This is a genomic window from Butyricicoccus sp. (assembly GCF_050872565.1).
GTDB lineage: Bacteria > Bacillota > Clostridia > Oscillospirales > Butyricicoccaceae > Butyricicoccus_A.
On record NZ_JBNMHC010000019.1, the window covers coordinates 1 to 14,107 of the forward strand.

Genomic DNA, 14,107 nt, shown 5'->3' on the forward strand with positions numbered 1-14,107 from the left:
CTACGCCGCCGTTAAAGAAGAACGTAACATGAGCATACTTTTCGGTCTCTGCGATGCGCAGCTGGGTCAGACCGTTGTCTGCGATATACTCGCCAAACGTATTGACAAGCTGCTGCGGCTTAAATGCCACATGAACATTCGGCATGGTCGCATCGTACTGGGTCATGCAAACAAAGTATACCGGGAAGAAGCCATTCTTGCGCTCAAAGCCGGTGAACTCCGGATCAACGAAAGTACGGGTGATTTCACGCGCACGATCCGGACGGAAGTTTGCAAAAATAATGGAATCGTTTGCCTTGATCTGGCCATCCTTCGCTGTGACAACCGGAACGATGAATTCGTCGGTAACGTCTGCGTCATAAGAAGCCTGTACAGCAGCTACCGGATCGTCAAAGTACTCGCCTTCGCCGTATACCATTGCGGAATATGCCTTTACCAGACGCTCAAAGCGGTTATCACGGTCCATCGCATAGTATCTGCCGTTGATGGTTGCAATCTTACCGATGCCGATTTCATCCAGCTTTGCCTGCAGCTTCTTGACAAAATCAATGCCGGAGGTCGGCGGAACGTCACGGCCGTCCATGAAGCAGTGTACGAATACCTTGGTCAGACCATTCTTCTTTGCCAGATCCAGCAGACCAAAGATGTGCTCGATGTGAGAGTGTACACCGCCGTCGCTGAGCAGACCAAAGATGTGCAGAGCACTGTCGTTCTTCTTGCAGTTTTCTACTGCGCCGAGGAAGGCTTCGTTGTCAAAGAACGGGCCGTCCTGAATGCTCTTAGTGATGCGGGTCAGTTCCTGATAAACTACGCGGCCTGCGCCGATATTGGTATGACCAACCTCACTGTTGCCCATCTGTCCGTCCGGCAGACCAACGTCCATACCGGATGCACCCAGCTGGGTGGTCGGATATTCGTTAAACAGACGGGTCAGATTCGGATGCTTTGCGGCATGGATCGCATTGCCCATGTCGCTGTCGCGCAGACCAAAGCCGTCCATGATAATCAGAATTAACGGTTTTTTCATGTTGAACCTCATTTCCAAAAAATCCTTATTTTTTCACGCTGCCTCGGAAAGGGAGGGTGCCGCGCCGGTTACCCAACAGGACACCAAAAGTGCAGCAGCATGTGCCAATAGGTCAAAAAACAGCAGAACGGCGGACCACCAATTCGCAAAGCAGCCCGCCGATTCTCATCGTTCTTTTTCCTTATTCTGCTGCCGGAGCCGGATCCTGTGCAGCTTCGATGATTGCAAAGAAGTCCGGAGCCTTCAGAGAAGCGCCGCCGATGAGGCCGCCGTCTACGTCCGGCTTGCTCAGCAGCTCAGCTGCGTTCTTTGCGTTCATAGAACCACCGTACTGGATGGTGATAGCACGTGCAGCGCGTGCGCCGTACAGCTCGCGCAGGCAGTCACGGATTGCAGAGCAAACCTCGTTTGCCTGGTCAGCAGTAGCAGTCTTGCCGGTGCCAATAGCCCAGATTGGCTCGTAAGCGATGACAACCTTCTTGATGTCGTCAACGGATACGCCCTGAACAGCGATCTTAACCTGCTTGCGGATAACTTCGTACCATACATCCTGCTCGCGCTCGGTCAGAGACTCGCCAACGCAAACGATCGGACGGAAGCCTGCTTCCAGAGCAACCTTTACCTTCTTGTTTACGTTCTCGTCGGTCTCATTGAAGTACTGACGACGCTCGGAATGGCCGATGATTACGTACTTTACGCCGCACTCCTTGAGCATATCAGCGGAAACTTCACCGGTGTAAGCGCCCTTCGGCTCGAAGTGCATGTTCTCTGCACCGATAGCGATCTTGGAGCCCTTAGCAGCCTTTACAGCAGTCGGGATGTCTACGTACGGTACGCACAGTACCATCTCACACCACTTGACCTTGCTTACCATCGGCTTCAGCTCTTCGATCAGAGCCTTTGCCTGGCTCGGGGTCATGTTCATCTTCCAGTTACCAGCGATAATAGTCTTGCGATATCTGCGATTCATATTGGTTTTCCCCTTCCTGAAAAATCCTAATTAAATATATTTCAGCGTTCCCCTGCCGTGCAGGGGAACGGACTGAACGAAAAAATTACTTGTCCTGGAGGCAAGCGATGCCCGGCAGAACCTTACCTTCCATAAACTCCAGAGAAGCGCCGCCGCCGGTGGAGATATGGGTCATCTTGTCTGCGTAGCCCAGCTGCTGAACTGCTGCTGCGGAGTCGCCGCCGCCGATGATGGTGATAGCATCGGTCTTGCTCAGAGCTTCAGCGACAGCCTTGGTGCCTACGGCAAACTTCTCAAACTCGAATACGCCCATCGGGCCGTTCCAGATAACGGTACCTGCGTCCTTTACTGCGTCGCAGTACAGCTCAACGGTCTTCGGACCAATGTCCAGACCCTGCCAGCCGTCCGGAATGTTGCCAGCTTCTACGACATCAGACTTTGCGTCAGCTGCGAATGCATCAGCAATTACCGTGTCAACCGGCAGCAGGAGCTTGACGCCCTTTGCCTTTGCCTTCTCGATCATTTCGAGTGCATAGCCCTTCCAGTCTTCCTCCAGCAGAGAGTCGCCGATCTTGCCGCCCTGTGCTGCAGAGAAGGTGTATGCCATGCCGCCGCCGATGATAATGGTATCTGCGATTTCCAGCAGGTTGTTGATAACGCCGATCTTGGAAGATACCTTAGAGCCGCCCAGAATAGCAACCAGCGGACGCTTCGGAGCTGCCAGTGCGCCGCCGATAACCTCCAGCTCCTTCTGAATCAGGAAACCGGAAACTGCCGGCAGATAAGCAGCAACGCCTGCGGTGGAAGCATGTGCGCGGTGTACGGTGCCGAATGCATCGGATACATAGATGCCCTCAGCGCCAGCCAGATCAGCCAGTGCCTTTGCAAATGCCGGATCGTTCTTGGTCTCGCCATTGTCATAGCGCAGGTTCTCCAGCAGCAGGATCTGACCCGGCTTCAGAGCAGCAGCCTTTGCCTTTGCGTCCTCGCCTACAATGTCCTTTGCCAGAATAACATCCTTGCCCAGCAGCTCGCTCAGGCGCTTTGCAACCGGTGCCATAGACAGCTCCGGCTTCCACTCGCCCTTCGGCTTGCCCATATGGGAGCATGCGATAACAGCTGCATCATGCTCCAGCAGATACTGGATGGTCGGCAGAGCAGCACGAATGCGCTTGTCATCGGTGATGACGCCGCTTCCGTCCTTTGCCATCGGGACGTTGAAATCGCAGCGCAGCAGAACCTTCTTGCCTGTTACGTCGATGTCCGTGACATTCTTCTTATTGTAGTCCATGAATAACACTCCTTATTTTAACTGGAACAACGTTCGATAGAGAGGGAAATCGCAGGTATTATTGCGTTTCCACTGAAAAATTATACCGTCTTATGACGTACTTTTCAAGATAATTTTCTCAAAAAGTACGCGATTTTACGAATTTTTCAGCAAAATCTTTCTTTTACGCCCGCGGTGCGCCCCGAAAAATGACGCCCAATGCCTTCGGACCTGTATTCGAGGTGACCATAATGCCCAGCGGACTGCGTTCAATATCGCGGAATCCCTTTTCCTTGAGCTTATCTTCCAGTGCCTGAATCTGCTCTTCCGACACATCGCCGTACATGATGCGCACCGTCTGGTGCTCTCGATCTACGGCATCTTTCGCTGCCAAATCGGCGAGCTTATTGGCAACAGCCTTGTCGCCGCGCACCTTGCACATGACATCGACGGAGCCGTCAAACACGACAGCGACCGGGCGCAGACCCAGTGCATCGCCGACAAACGCCGCACCGCCGGAAATACGTCCGCTCTTGCGCAAAATACGCAGATTATAGATGCCGACATATGCCTTCATGCCCTTGACCAGGCTGTTCATCTCCGCAGAGATCTCCGCAAAGGATTTGCCCTCTGCGCGCATCTTTGCGCCAGCTACCGCCACCTTGCCGTATGTATACGAATAGCAGCGCGAGTCAATCAGCTCAATGACCATATCTTCTCCGTACTCGTCATAGAACATGTCGCGCGTGATGCACGCCGCCTGATAGGTACCGGAGCCGGAGCTGTTGATGAGCACGCCGATGCAGTGCGTGCAGCCGTCCTCATGCGCCTGCTTGTAAATATTGAGGAAGTATTCCATGCTGACCTGCGAGGTCTGCGGGAAGCTCTCGCTCTCCTCCAGCATCTTCCAATACTCCTGTGGTGTGATCTCGTAGTATTCCAAAAACGTCTTGTCATCAACCGTGACATGAAGCGGTGCAACGCGAATATCCCAACGTTCTGCCTCTTCGTGGGTGATGTCCGATGCAGAATCGGTAAAAATGCAAATCTTTTCTGTTTTCTTGTCTGTCATCTCTGTTATACCTCCGGGAACGGACCTGCACTGCACAGATCCGCGAAGTCATTCTGTCGCAGTGCTTCATATACGACAACGGCGACACTGTTGGACAGGTTCAGGCAGCGCGCACCTTCGCGCATCGGGATGCGAATGCAGCGCTCCGGATGCTCCGCGAGCAAATGCTCCGGCAAGCCCTTGGTCTCCTTGCCAAACAGCAGATAGGCATCCGGCGGATAGGATACATCAGTGTGGCGCTGCTGTCCCTTGCTGGTGGCGTAAAAATACGTGCCGTTGGGGTTCTTTTCCCAAAATTCGTCGAGGGAATCATAGTACCGCACATCGAGCAAATGCCAGTAATCCAATCCCGCCCGTTTGAGTTTTTTATCATCAATGGAAAAGCCCAGCGGTCCGACCAGATGCAGCGTGCAGCCAGTTACCGCGCAGGTACGCGCAATGTTTCCAGTATTCTGTGGAATCTCCGGTTCCACCAAAACGATGCCAAGCATAAATTGTCTCCTTTTTCCTCTATCGACAGTACAAAGCTGTCATGTATACCTATCATATGATATTTTGCCCGGTATTTCAAGAAAGTTTTGCGCAAATGGTAAAATTTCAAGCAATTTATCAACATATCTGCGATTTCTTGTACAAAAAAAGAGATTCTCCGCCGCATTTGACGCAGAATCTCTCTGTCTCACTGCTCCTCACGAGCAAAATATTCTCTTGTGTTCGCAATATCCTGTGCGATGGCCTGCTTGAGCTGTTCCGTGTCGGAAAACTGCTGTTCCGGACGCAGAAAATGCAGCAGCTCCACTTCAATCAGCTTTCCATACAAATCGCCGTCAAAGTCTAGGATATGCGGCTCGACACACGCCTTATCGCCCAATCCAAATGTCGGATGAACGCCGATATTAGTCACGGCAATATGTGCCTGCCCGTCTGCGATGACGCGGGAGACATATACACCGAACGGCGGTGCCTGCATTTCCGGCGGCAGTTCCAAATTGACCGTGCGATACCCGATGGTTCTGCCCACCTGTCTGCCGTGCTGCACGACACCGGTCAGCGCATACGGATGGCCCAAGAACTTGGCAGCCTGCTCCATATTTCCCATGGCGATCTGCTGTCGGATATAGGTCGAGCTGACCACAATGCCGTCAATCGAAACATTCTTGACAATGTCACAGCCGATGCCCAAGCGTTCACACTCCGCCTTGAGCCGCTCCGGATTGCCCTGTCCGCGGTAGCCAAAGTGGTTGTTCTCTCCGGTAATGATCCAGCAGGCATGAAACTGTCCCACCAGTACATCATCCACGAATTTCTGCCATTCCAAATTGCGCAGCTCGCCATTGAAATGCGCAAAAATCACTTCATCCACGCCGCCTCGCTCGCGAATTTCTTCGCCGCGGCGGCTCTCCGATACGATAAGCGGCACGCGCTGTCCCGTAATCACCGTATCCGGATGGGTGTCAAACGTAAACACGGACGAAATCGCCCCGTTCTCCTTTGCACGCTTGACCGCCAGATCCATGAGTGCCTGATGCCCGCGATGTACGCCGTCAAAATATCCCAGCGCAATGGCGCGTTTTGCGTCTTTCTCTATCATGATGGTTGGTCCTCTTCTCTCCGGTTACTGTCTTCACCGGAATCTTTTCTCATAAAACAGCGCGAGTCCGCCTCTGTCCAGCTCGTCCACGCGGCCGAGCATCCAGAATTCGCCCTGGTAATACACACGGCACAGAGCTCCCTGCTGCTGCGGGAAATCCGTCACATGCTCCGGCGTGATAAAGGCACCGTGCAGCGCCCGCTGATAGCCGTATTCGTCTATGCTGACTGCCGGATACATCTGAAACAAGCTGTCTGTCGGCAGCAGCAGAGATTCTACCGTATCCTGCGCTGCCGCCTGCTCAATCTGCTCCAAGGTATAGCTCTGCTCCAGCGTATAGCTGCCGCTCTTGGTGCGCTGCAAGCCGGTCATGACAGCATATGTCTCCAGCCGAACACCCAGATCGTGCACGAGCGTGCGCACATAGGTGCCTTTGGAGCACAGAAAACGGATGCGTCCCGTCTGTTCCTGCTCATCAAATGCCAGCAGCTGTGCTTCATGTATGGTAATCGGACGCGCCTTTCTTTCGACCTCTACGCCCTTTCGCGCGAGGTCATACAATCGCTGTCCGTTTACTTTCACCGCGGAATACATCGGCGGAATCTGTTCCTGTTCCCCCAGCATCTCCTGTACTGCTTCTTGCAGTTGCTGTGTGGTCACACGAACCTCTGACCGCGCCGTTTCGGTTCCCGTGCTGTCCTGTGTATCGGATGCCCAGCCCAGCGCAAAATCCGCGACATACTCCTTGGACTGTGCTGCCGCCATATCTGCCGCTTTCGTCGCACCGCCGACAAACACCGGCAAAACACCGGTTGCCATCGGGTCAAGCGTGCCGCCGTGACCGATGCGCCGTTCGTGCAGGATGCCGCGCAGCTTTGCCACGACATCAAACGAGGTAAAATCCTGCGGCTTATGGACGATTAAAACGCCGTTATAGCGTGATTCATGCTTCTTTGCCACAATACACCTTTTCCGTCTCTTCCAGTACTCGCCGCATCGCTTCTTGTGCAGGATACGGCAGCGTTGCACCGGCAGCGCGAACATGTCCGCCGCCGCCAAACTGTCGACAAATTGCCGCTGCATCTACTTCTTTTGTCGTGCGAATGGAGACCTTCGTCGAGCCGTTTTCCAGCTCCGAGAACGTCAAACCGACCTCTACGCCTTCAATCTGACGCGGCAGACCGGCAATCGAATCCAGATCATCCCAATCTGCACCAGTGCGCTTCCGATCTTCCAATCGAACCAGCACCGCTGCGATTTTTCCGTCGCAAGAAAACTGCATGGTATCATACAGAATTTTCTCCATCTCAAAGCGAGAGCGGGACTTGGTGTCAAACAGCACTGTATTGATGTCTCCGCAGTCTACGCCCGCCTGTAAGCAGGCAATTGCAACCTGATGCGTGTGCACGGTGGTATTGGTGAACTTAAAACAGCCGGTATCTGTTGCCGTGCCGATGTACAGGCTCCGCGCGATGCTCTCATCCAGTGCAATGCCCAGCTCGACAATCAAATCCCAGATGATCTCTGCACAGGCGCCAAATTCGCCGCCGATTAAATTGTCTGTTTTGCCAAAGCACGGATTGAACTTGTGATGGTCAATGACAATATCCACGCAGTCCGCATACTGCTCCATTTCCGGCGGCAGCATGTCCTGCGCTGCTACATCGACAGCAATAATGGTCTGTGCCTGAAAATTCTCCGGTGCGTAATACGGCTGCACCAAATCCGCATATCGGCGCATAACGCCGAGATTTGGCGCAAGATATGCCGTTTTTCCCAGCTTGCGCAGTGCCTGACACAGGGCACCGGCACTGCCTGTCGTATCGCCGTCCGGACGGCGATGGGTCAAAATCAAAACTTGATCTACTTCACGCAGCACCTGTGCGGTGTGGGATACCGTGCCAATCACAGCTTGCCCTCCCGCTCCAGCTCATGCAGCACATCATTGATGTGTGCGCCGTGCGTGATGGATTCATCCAGCGTAAACACGATTTCCGGTGCATAGCGCATCCGAATCTTGGACGCGCACTCTCTGCGCAGATAGCCGCCAGCCGACTTCAGACCGCGCATGACATCCTTTTTCTGCTGGTCATCGCCGAATACGCTGATATATGCCTTTGCGTAGCGCAGATCGCCGGTCACTTCGCAGCGCGTCACAGAAACCATTGCTTCGTGCACGCGCGGGTCTTTCAGCGTTCTAATGGCTTCGGACAGCGCCTTCTGAAACTCATCGCTGATGCGTTCGCTTCTCTGAGACATAAACGTTCCTCCTTTTTGTCAAGCATGTAAAAACAAAACCGCGGGCGGGTGGCAATCAAGATGCACCCCACCCGCGGGAATTTCTATTGTAAACGGGACGAAAACCAATTACGGCTTGATCTGCTCCATAACAAACGACTCGATAATGTCGCCTTCCTTCAGATCGTTGTAGTTTTCAATGCCCATGCCGCACTCATAGCCTGCGGCAACTTCCTTCGCATCGTCCTTGAAGCGCTTCAGAGAGTTCAGGTGGCCCTCATGGATAACGATGCCGTCACGCACAATGCGAACCTCGCAGGCACGGACAATCTTGCCGTCCTGTACATACGCACCGGCGATGGTGCCGACGCCGGAAACCTTGAAGGTCTGACGGATTTCGGCATGGCCGACAACAACTTCCTTGAACTTCGGATCCAGCATACCCTTCATTGCCTGCTCCATCTCTTCGATGCAGTCATAAATGACGCGGTACAGACGGATTTCTACATCCTGATCGTGTGCGGAATCTGCCGCTGCACGCTCCGGACGCACGTTAAAGCCAACGATAATGGCATTGGATGCTGCTGCCAGCATAACATCCGACTCGTTGATGGCACCAACGGCACCATGAATGACATTGACGCGCACTTCTTCGTTGCTCAGCTTGAGCAGAGAGCTGCGGACTGCCTCAACAGAACCCATAACATCCGCCTTGATGATGATGTTGAGTTCCTTCATGTTGCCCTGCTGGATGGTATCAAACAGATTCTCCAGCGTAACCTTCTGCATTGCCTTGTTGCGCTCTTCCTTTTCCTTCTCCTTGCGCTGCTCAACCAGCTCACGAGCCATGCGCTCGTTGTCAACCGCATAGAAGATGTCACCGGCATCCGGTACTTCGCCCAGACCGATGATCTCAACCGGCACAGACGGACCAGCATTTTCCAGCTTGCGTCCGCGCTCGTCGGTCATGACACGAACACGGCCGACAGCCTTGCCCGCAATAACCGTATCGCCAGCGTGCAGCGTACCGTTCTGTACCAGGACGGTAGCAACCGGACCACGGCCGCGATCCAGCTTTGCCTCGATGACAGCACCCTTTGCCTGACGGTTCGGGTTTGCCTTCAGCTCCTGCATATCTGCGGTCAGCAGAACCATTTCCAGCAGGTTTTCGATGCCGATGCCCTGCTTTGCGGAGATTTTGCAGACGATGGTCTCGCCGCCCCACTCTTCCGGTACCAGACCGTACTCGGTCAGCTGCTGGAGCACGCGATCCGGATCTGCATTTTCCTTATCGATCTTATTGACAGCGACGATAATCGGAATCTCTGCTGCCTTGGCATGGTTGATTGCCTCGACCGTCTGCGGCATGATGCCGTCGTCTGCTGCGACAACCAGAATTGCAATGTCCGTGATCTTTGCGCCGCGTGCACGCATGGAAGTAAATGCAGCATGACCCGGGGTATCCAGGAAGGTAATCGGACGTCCGCTTACCTTGACGCGGTATGCACCGATGTGCTGGGTAATGCCGCCAGCCTCGCCTGCTGCAACGTCGGTCTTACGGATGCAGTCGAGCAGAGAGGTCTTACCGTGGTCAACGTGACCCATGACAACGATAACCGGGCTTCTCGGCTCCAGGTTTTCTTCCTTGTCCTCGCTCTCGTCAAACAGCTTCTCTTCGATGGTAACATGTACTTCCTTCTCGACCTTTGCGCCCATTTCCTCTGCGACAATTGCAGCGGTATCAAAGTCGATGGTCTGAGAAATATTGGCCATTACGCCCAGCTTGAGCAGTTCCTTGATGACATCTGCTGCGGTGCGCTTCAGACGGGAAGCCAGCTCGCCGACATTGATTTCATCCGGAATCATAACCTTGAGCTGAATCTTCTTCAGCTCCTGCTGACGCTGGAGACGCTTCATCTTCTCCTGCTCTTCCTGACGACGCTTGTTGGAGAACGGTCTGCGTGCATCAGCCTTACGGGTGATCTTCTGCTTGCCGGACTTCATGCGGTCAGCCTTCTGCGGAACCAGTGCGTCAATGCGGTCATCGTAACGATCCAGATTGACATTGCCTGCGCCGCGGGTATCGACGCGATGAATCTGCTTGCCCTTCGGCTGCTGCTTGGTCTCCTCTGTGGTTACGGTAGATGTAGCTTCCTCACCGGAGCCCTGCGGACGAAGAATCTGACGCTGCTCATGCGGCTTTGCCGGACGGCGGTTCTTCTTCTTGTCGTTGAACTTCTTCTCCTGCGGTGCTGCGCTCTGCTGCTCCTGCTTCTTGTTCTCCGGCTTGGTTTCCGGCTTATTGTCGCGCTTCTGCTCCTGACGGCGGGAATCGCGGCGATCCTGCTTCTGGTTTCTGCCCATCGGCTGCTGACGAACGACCTGCGTTGTCGGAGCCTTTCTCTGAGCTGCCTGCTGATTCAGGACTTCTTCCATATTATCCACCGGATGCTTCTTGGTCATATAATCAAAAATCAGATTCAGTTCATCATTTTCCAGAACCTGCATATGATTTTTCGGCGCGGTGAAGTATTCCGCCATCACATCGGTGATGTCCTTGGTATCTACGCCAAAATCCTTAGCGACTTCATGTACACGGTATTTATTTTCAATACTCATGCGCGTTCACCTCCACGTTTCGTATAGGTTGACTTTCTCCTGCCGCCGGTCGTATGCTTTCCGGCGGACTTTTTGTGCGTTTTTTTCGTACCGCGGCGCGCTTCAATGCGCTGCTTCTTGTGCGCCAGCTGCTCCGCAATCGGCGCATACTGCGCATCGGCGGCAGCTGCCTTTTGTGCAGCTGCTGCCGCAAATCCGACATCGGTAATGCAGCAAATAGATGTTGCTGTGCGTCCCAGCGCCCAGCCCAGCTCCTGCGCATCATCCGTCAGACGAATGACCGGTACGTTTTTTTGTTCGGCGTGACGCTCGGCACGCCGCGTGATATTTGCTCCGGCATCTGCTGCCAGCAGCAGCAGCCGTGCTTCCCCTGCGGAAACAGTATCAGCGACAGCATCATCGCCGCTGACCAGCTTTCCTGCGCGGAAGCACAGGCCGAGCAATCGCAGTATCTCATGCATTGATCGTTTGCTCCATCTGTTCCGTCAGCTGGTCATATACCTCGTCCGGAATCTGACAACCGAACGCATTTCCCAGCGCATTTTTCTTTCTTGCCTTTGCAAGGCATTTGGCATCCGGGCAGATATATGCACCGCGTCCCGGATTCTTGCCGCGGAAATCCAGCGCAATGTCCCCTTCCGGCGAACGCACCACGCGAATCAGCTCACGCTTGGGCTTCATCTCTCGGCAGCCGACACACTGACGCATAGGTATCTTCTTTTTCTGCACCGAAAAAGCCCTCCTTTATTCTTCGACCAGCAGATCTTCGTCTGCCTGTGCTGCCTGTTCCTTTGCAGCGCTCTCCGAACCAATATCAATCTTGCAGCCGGTCAGCTTGGCAGCCAGACGAGCATTCTGACCCTCCTTGCCGATAGCCAGAGACAGCTGATCGTCCGGTACCGTGACGCGGCAGCTCTTGCCGTCCGGCAGCAGAACTGCGCTGATAACATCAGCCGGGCTGAGTGCAGCGGAAACAAAATCTGCCATGTTTTCAGAATACTTGATGATGTCAATCTTTTCGCCGGACAGCTCGTTGACGATGCTGCCTACACGGGAACCGCGCGGGCCAACACAAGCGCCAATCGGATCTACCTTTTCATCATGGGTCATAACAGCAATCTTGGTACGGTTGCCTGCTTCACGGGCAATCGACTTGATTTCTACCACGCCGTCGTGAATTTCCGGTACTTCCAGCTCAAACAGACGCTTGACCAGACCCGGATGTGTGCGGGACAGCAGAATCTGCGGTCCATGCATACCCTTGCGAACCTCTACCACATACACCTTGATGCGCTGGCCTTCGGTCAGAACTTCGCCCGGAACCTGCTCGCTCTTTGCCAGAGCGGTCTCAATCTTCTCGCCCTCGCTGACAACCTCAACGATAATGGTGCCGCTTTCCGGATCAACACGGAATACCGTCGCATTGAGGATCTCATGCTCGCGGGAGCTGTACTCATTGTAAGCCATGCCGCGCTCAGACTCGCGGATGCCCTGAATGATAACCTGCTTGGCAGCCTGTGCTGCAATGCGGCCAAACTTCTTGGTCTCGATGCCGACACGAACAAAGTCGCCCAGCGATACACGCGGGCTGATCTTCTTTGCGTCTGCCAGAGAGATCTCGGTCAGCGGATCCTCTGCCTCATCGACAACTTCCTTGGATGCGTACATGTGAATGGTCTTTTCTTCCATATCCGGCTCTACATATACGTTGTCACATTTCAGACCGTCATTATCCTTTTTATACGCGGTCAGCAGTGCCTGACATACGCGATCGAGCATATAATCGACCGGAATTCCCTTTTCTTTTTCCAGCTGCTCCAGTGCTGCAAAAAATTCTGCGTTCATTTTTGATATTCACTCCTTATTGTGTGCGGCATGGCATGGCGCCATACCTAAATGAGAAGACATTTTACATTTAGATGGATACGTACAGGCGAACAGCCGCAATATCCTTTGGTTCATAAACAGTCACTGTGCCATCCTCATCCAGCGTCACAGAACCGGTTTCGCTGTCATAATCTTTCAGGATGCCAACCGCAGTTCTGCTGCCGTTGATCGGACGATAGAAACGCAGCTCCACTTCCTTGCCCATGCAGGAGGCGAAATGTTCCGGTCGTCTCAGTCGGCGCGTCAGTCCTGCCGAGGATACGCACAGGGTATACGGCGGAAGCGATGCAAATTCCTTTGCATCCAGAAACGGGTCCACATAACGGGACAGCTTCTCGCAGTCATCAATATCGGTATGACCTTCTCGGTCAATCGTAATGGTCAGCATATACTGACCGCCTTCCTTCTCGAAGGTGACGTCCCACAGATGGATGCCCATCTCTGCGGCACATGGTGCACTAATATCCCAGACGCGCTGGCATACTTCTTTTGCTGTCATGATTACCTCCGCAACAATAGCAATAAGAAAGAGTGGGTTTCCCCACTCTCCTTGGATCATAATTCTTACACTATTTGTAATTATAGCACCAAATCACAGGCAATGCAAGAAAAACTTTCAAATTTGCTTTAGCCGCGGCGCAGCAGCTTGTTGACAGACAGCAGAATTTCTCGCGCATTGATGCCTGCGAGTACGAGGAACAGTGCCGGAACAAAGATGAACCAGAGCGGTGCCTCTGCGGTCATAATCAGTGCCTGTACAAACAGAATCACAACGCTGACAATGGTCTTTTTGACATTCCACTGAATCTTGAGATACTTCTGCGTGTCAAATGCACGGATGAGGAACAGAACAAAATAGCTGATAAAGGTCGCAATGCCTGCACCCATAGCGCCCCAGAATGCGCCAAAGTTGTTGCCCAGAACCGGAATCAAGATGCAGTTGAGGACAATGTTGACAACCGCACAAATCATCGTCGTGACCATAGAATTTCTACTCTTCAGGCGCAGCATATATACGCTTGCCAAGAATGTTGCCAGCAGACCAAACGTTGTACCCAGGGTCAGAACCGGAATATACCGCCACGAGATAAAGAAGTCCTTGCCGACCATAAAGGTCATGACGACTTTAGAGATCATAATCAAGCCGGAGCTTCCGATAAACGCAATAGACGAATAGGCGCCGAGCACTTTACTGAAGAAGGCCACCTGTTCTTTGGGATCGCTCTCCTTGACAGCAGAAATCTGCCATGCATCCGCAAAGAGATTGGCAACGACAAGCAAAATATTCGGAATTTTTGTCGCCGCAGCATACAGACCATTGGCCTGTGTGTTGATGAAAAAGATAATCATATATCGGTCAGACATATTGATAATCCACTGGCAAACCGTCTGCGGAACCAGCGGCAGCGCGTATTTGCGCATCCGCTTGGACA

The 14,107-nt window shown here is 53.3% G+C and carries 15 protein-coding genes; all 15 read right to left on the reverse strand.

Translation table 11 applies throughout. The features are described 5' to 3' along the window. A partial coding sequence (gpmI, locus tag ACR0P9_RS01950; RefSeq protein WP_432617166.1) for a 2,3-bisphosphoglycerate-independent phosphoglycerate mutase occupies positions 1–1,027 on the reverse strand: 1,027 nt, incomplete at its 3' end. Positions 1,028–1,208: 181 nt separating this feature from the next. Continuing rightward, positions 1,209–1,997, reverse strand: a complete 789-nt coding sequence (gene tpiA / locus ACR0P9_RS01955) for a triose-phosphate isomerase (protein WP_432617167.1) — start codon at positions 1,995–1,997, stop codon at positions 1,209–1,211. An 85-nt stretch (positions 1,998–2,082) separates the two neighbouring features. Then, positions 2,083–3,288, reverse strand: a complete 1,206-nt coding sequence (locus ACR0P9_RS01960; protein WP_432617168.1) for a phosphoglycerate kinase — start codon at positions 3,286–3,288, stop codon at positions 2,083–2,085. Between the two features lie 163 nt (positions 3,289–3,451). Beyond that, the gene (locus ACR0P9_RS01965) at positions 3,452–4,339 is read right to left on the reverse strand and encodes a DegV family protein (protein ID WP_432617169.1); all 888 of its coding nucleotides are present in this window, start codon (positions 4,337–4,339) and stop codon (positions 3,452–3,454) included. 5 nt (positions 4,340–4,344) lie between these two features. Then, complete coding sequence (gene trmL, locus ACR0P9_RS01970; RefSeq protein WP_432617170.1) at positions 4,345–4,830, reverse strand: tRNA (uridine(34)/cytosine(34)/5-carboxymethylaminomethyluridine(34)-2'-O)-methyltransferase TrmL; 486 nt, start codon at positions 4,828–4,830, stop codon at positions 4,345–4,347. A gap of 188 nt (positions 4,831–5,018) precedes the next feature. After that, positions 5,019–5,930, reverse strand: a complete 912-nt coding sequence (locus ACR0P9_RS01975; RefSeq protein ID WP_432617171.1) for a bifunctional riboflavin kinase/FAD synthetase — start codon at positions 5,928–5,930, stop codon at positions 5,019–5,021. A gap of 33 nt (positions 5,931–5,963) precedes the next feature. Further along, positions 5,964–6,890 (reverse strand): tRNA pseudouridine(55) synthase TruB, encoded by a 927-nt coding sequence (truB, locus tag ACR0P9_RS01980; protein ID WP_432617172.1) that lies wholly within the window; start codon positions 6,888–6,890, stop codon positions 5,964–5,966. After that, the gene (locus tag ACR0P9_RS01985) at positions 6,874–7,839 is read right to left on the reverse strand and encodes a DHH family phosphoesterase (RefSeq protein ID WP_432617173.1); all 966 of its coding nucleotides are present in this window, start codon (positions 7,837–7,839) and stop codon (positions 6,874–6,876) included. The genes truB and ACR0P9_RS01985 overlap by 17 nt, the downstream gene beginning before the upstream one ends. Then, the gene (gene rbfA, locus ACR0P9_RS01990; RefSeq protein WP_432617174.1) at positions 7,836–8,189 is read right to left on the reverse strand and encodes a 30S ribosome-binding factor RbfA; all 354 of its coding nucleotides are present in this window, start codon (positions 8,187–8,189) and stop codon (positions 7,836–7,838) included. The genes ACR0P9_RS01985 and rbfA overlap by 4 nt, the downstream gene beginning before the upstream one ends. A gap of 108 nt (positions 8,190–8,297) precedes the next feature. Further along, complete coding sequence (gene infB / locus ACR0P9_RS01995; protein WP_432617175.1) at positions 8,298–10,787, reverse strand: translation initiation factor IF-2; 2,490 nt, start codon at positions 10,785–10,787, stop codon at positions 8,298–8,300. Continuing rightward, the gene (locus ACR0P9_RS02000; RefSeq protein WP_432617176.1) at positions 10,784–11,248 is read right to left on the reverse strand and encodes a L7Ae/L30e/S12e/Gadd45 family ribosomal protein; all 465 of its coding nucleotides are present in this window, start codon (positions 11,246–11,248) and stop codon (positions 10,784–10,786) included. The genes infB and ACR0P9_RS02000 overlap by 4 nt, the downstream gene beginning before the upstream one ends. Next, a complete protein-coding gene (gene rnpM / locus ACR0P9_RS02005) occupies positions 11,241–11,495 on the reverse strand; it encodes an RNase P modulator RnpM (RefSeq protein WP_432617180.1) in 255 nt (84 codons plus the stop codon). The genes ACR0P9_RS02000 and rnpM overlap by 8 nt, the downstream gene beginning before the upstream one ends. A 36-nt stretch (positions 11,496–11,531) precedes the next feature. Continuing rightward, on the reverse strand, positions 11,532–12,632 hold the full coding sequence (gene nusA / locus ACR0P9_RS02010; protein ID WP_432617177.1) for a transcription termination factor NusA: 1,101 nt from the start codon (positions 12,630–12,632) through the stop codon (positions 11,532–11,534). Positions 12,633–12,702: 70 nt separating this feature from the next. Continuing rightward, positions 12,703–13,173 carry a ribosome maturation factor RimP gene (gene rimP / locus ACR0P9_RS02015; protein WP_432617178.1) on the reverse strand — a complete coding sequence of 157 codons (471 nt, stop codon included), beginning with the start codon at positions 13,171–13,173 and terminating at the stop codon, positions 12,703–12,705. Positions 13,174–13,301: 128 nt separating this feature from the next. Beyond that, positions 13,302–14,107 (reverse strand): lipopolysaccharide biosynthesis protein (locus ACR0P9_RS02020; protein ID WP_432617179.1); only part of this gene is annotated, 806 nt, incomplete at its 5' end.

Excerpts from the sequence above, each read along its gene's own strand:
- ACR0P9_RS01975 (WP_432617171.1), bottom strand. The coding sequence starts at position 5,930 with ATGATAGAGAAAGACGCAAAACGCGCCATTGCGCTGGGATATTTTGAC.
- trmL (WP_432617170.1), bottom strand. The coding sequence starts at position 4,830 with ATGCTTGGCATCGTTTTGGTGGAACCGGAGATTCCACAGAATACTGGA.
- rbfA (WP_432617174.1), bottom strand. The coding sequence starts at position 8,189 with ATGTCTCAGAGAAGCGAACGCATCAGCGATGAGTTTCAGAAGGCGCTG.
- ACR0P9_RS02000 (WP_432617176.1), bottom strand. The coding sequence starts at position 11,248 with ATGCATGAGATACTGCGATTGCTCGGCCTGTGCTTCCGCGCAGGAAAG.
- rimP (WP_432617178.1), bottom strand. The coding sequence starts at position 13,173 with ATGACAGCAAAAGAAGTATGCCAGCGCGTCTGGGATATTAGTGCACCA.
- rnpM (WP_432617180.1), bottom strand. The coding sequence starts at position 11,495 with ATGCGTCAGTGTGTCGGCTGCCGAGAGATGAAGCCCAAGCGTGAGCTG.
- ACR0P9_RS01965 (WP_432617169.1), bottom strand. The coding sequence starts at position 4,339 with ATGACAGACAAGAAAACAGAAAAGATTTGCATTTTTACCGATTCTGCA.
- nusA (WP_432617177.1), bottom strand. The coding sequence starts at position 12,632 with ATGAACGCAGAATTTTTTGCAGCACTGGAGCAGCTGGAAAAAGAAAAG.
- ACR0P9_RS01960 (WP_432617168.1), bottom strand. The coding sequence starts at position 3,288 with ATGGACTACAATAAGAAGAATGTCACGGACATCGACGTAACAGGCAAG.
- infB (WP_432617175.1), bottom strand. The coding sequence starts at position 10,787 with ATGAGTATTGAAAATAAATACCGTGTACATGAAGTCGCTAAGGATTTT.
- tpiA (WP_432617167.1), bottom strand. The coding sequence starts at position 1,997 with ATGAATCGCAGATATCGCAAGACTATTATCGCTGGTAACTGGAAGATG.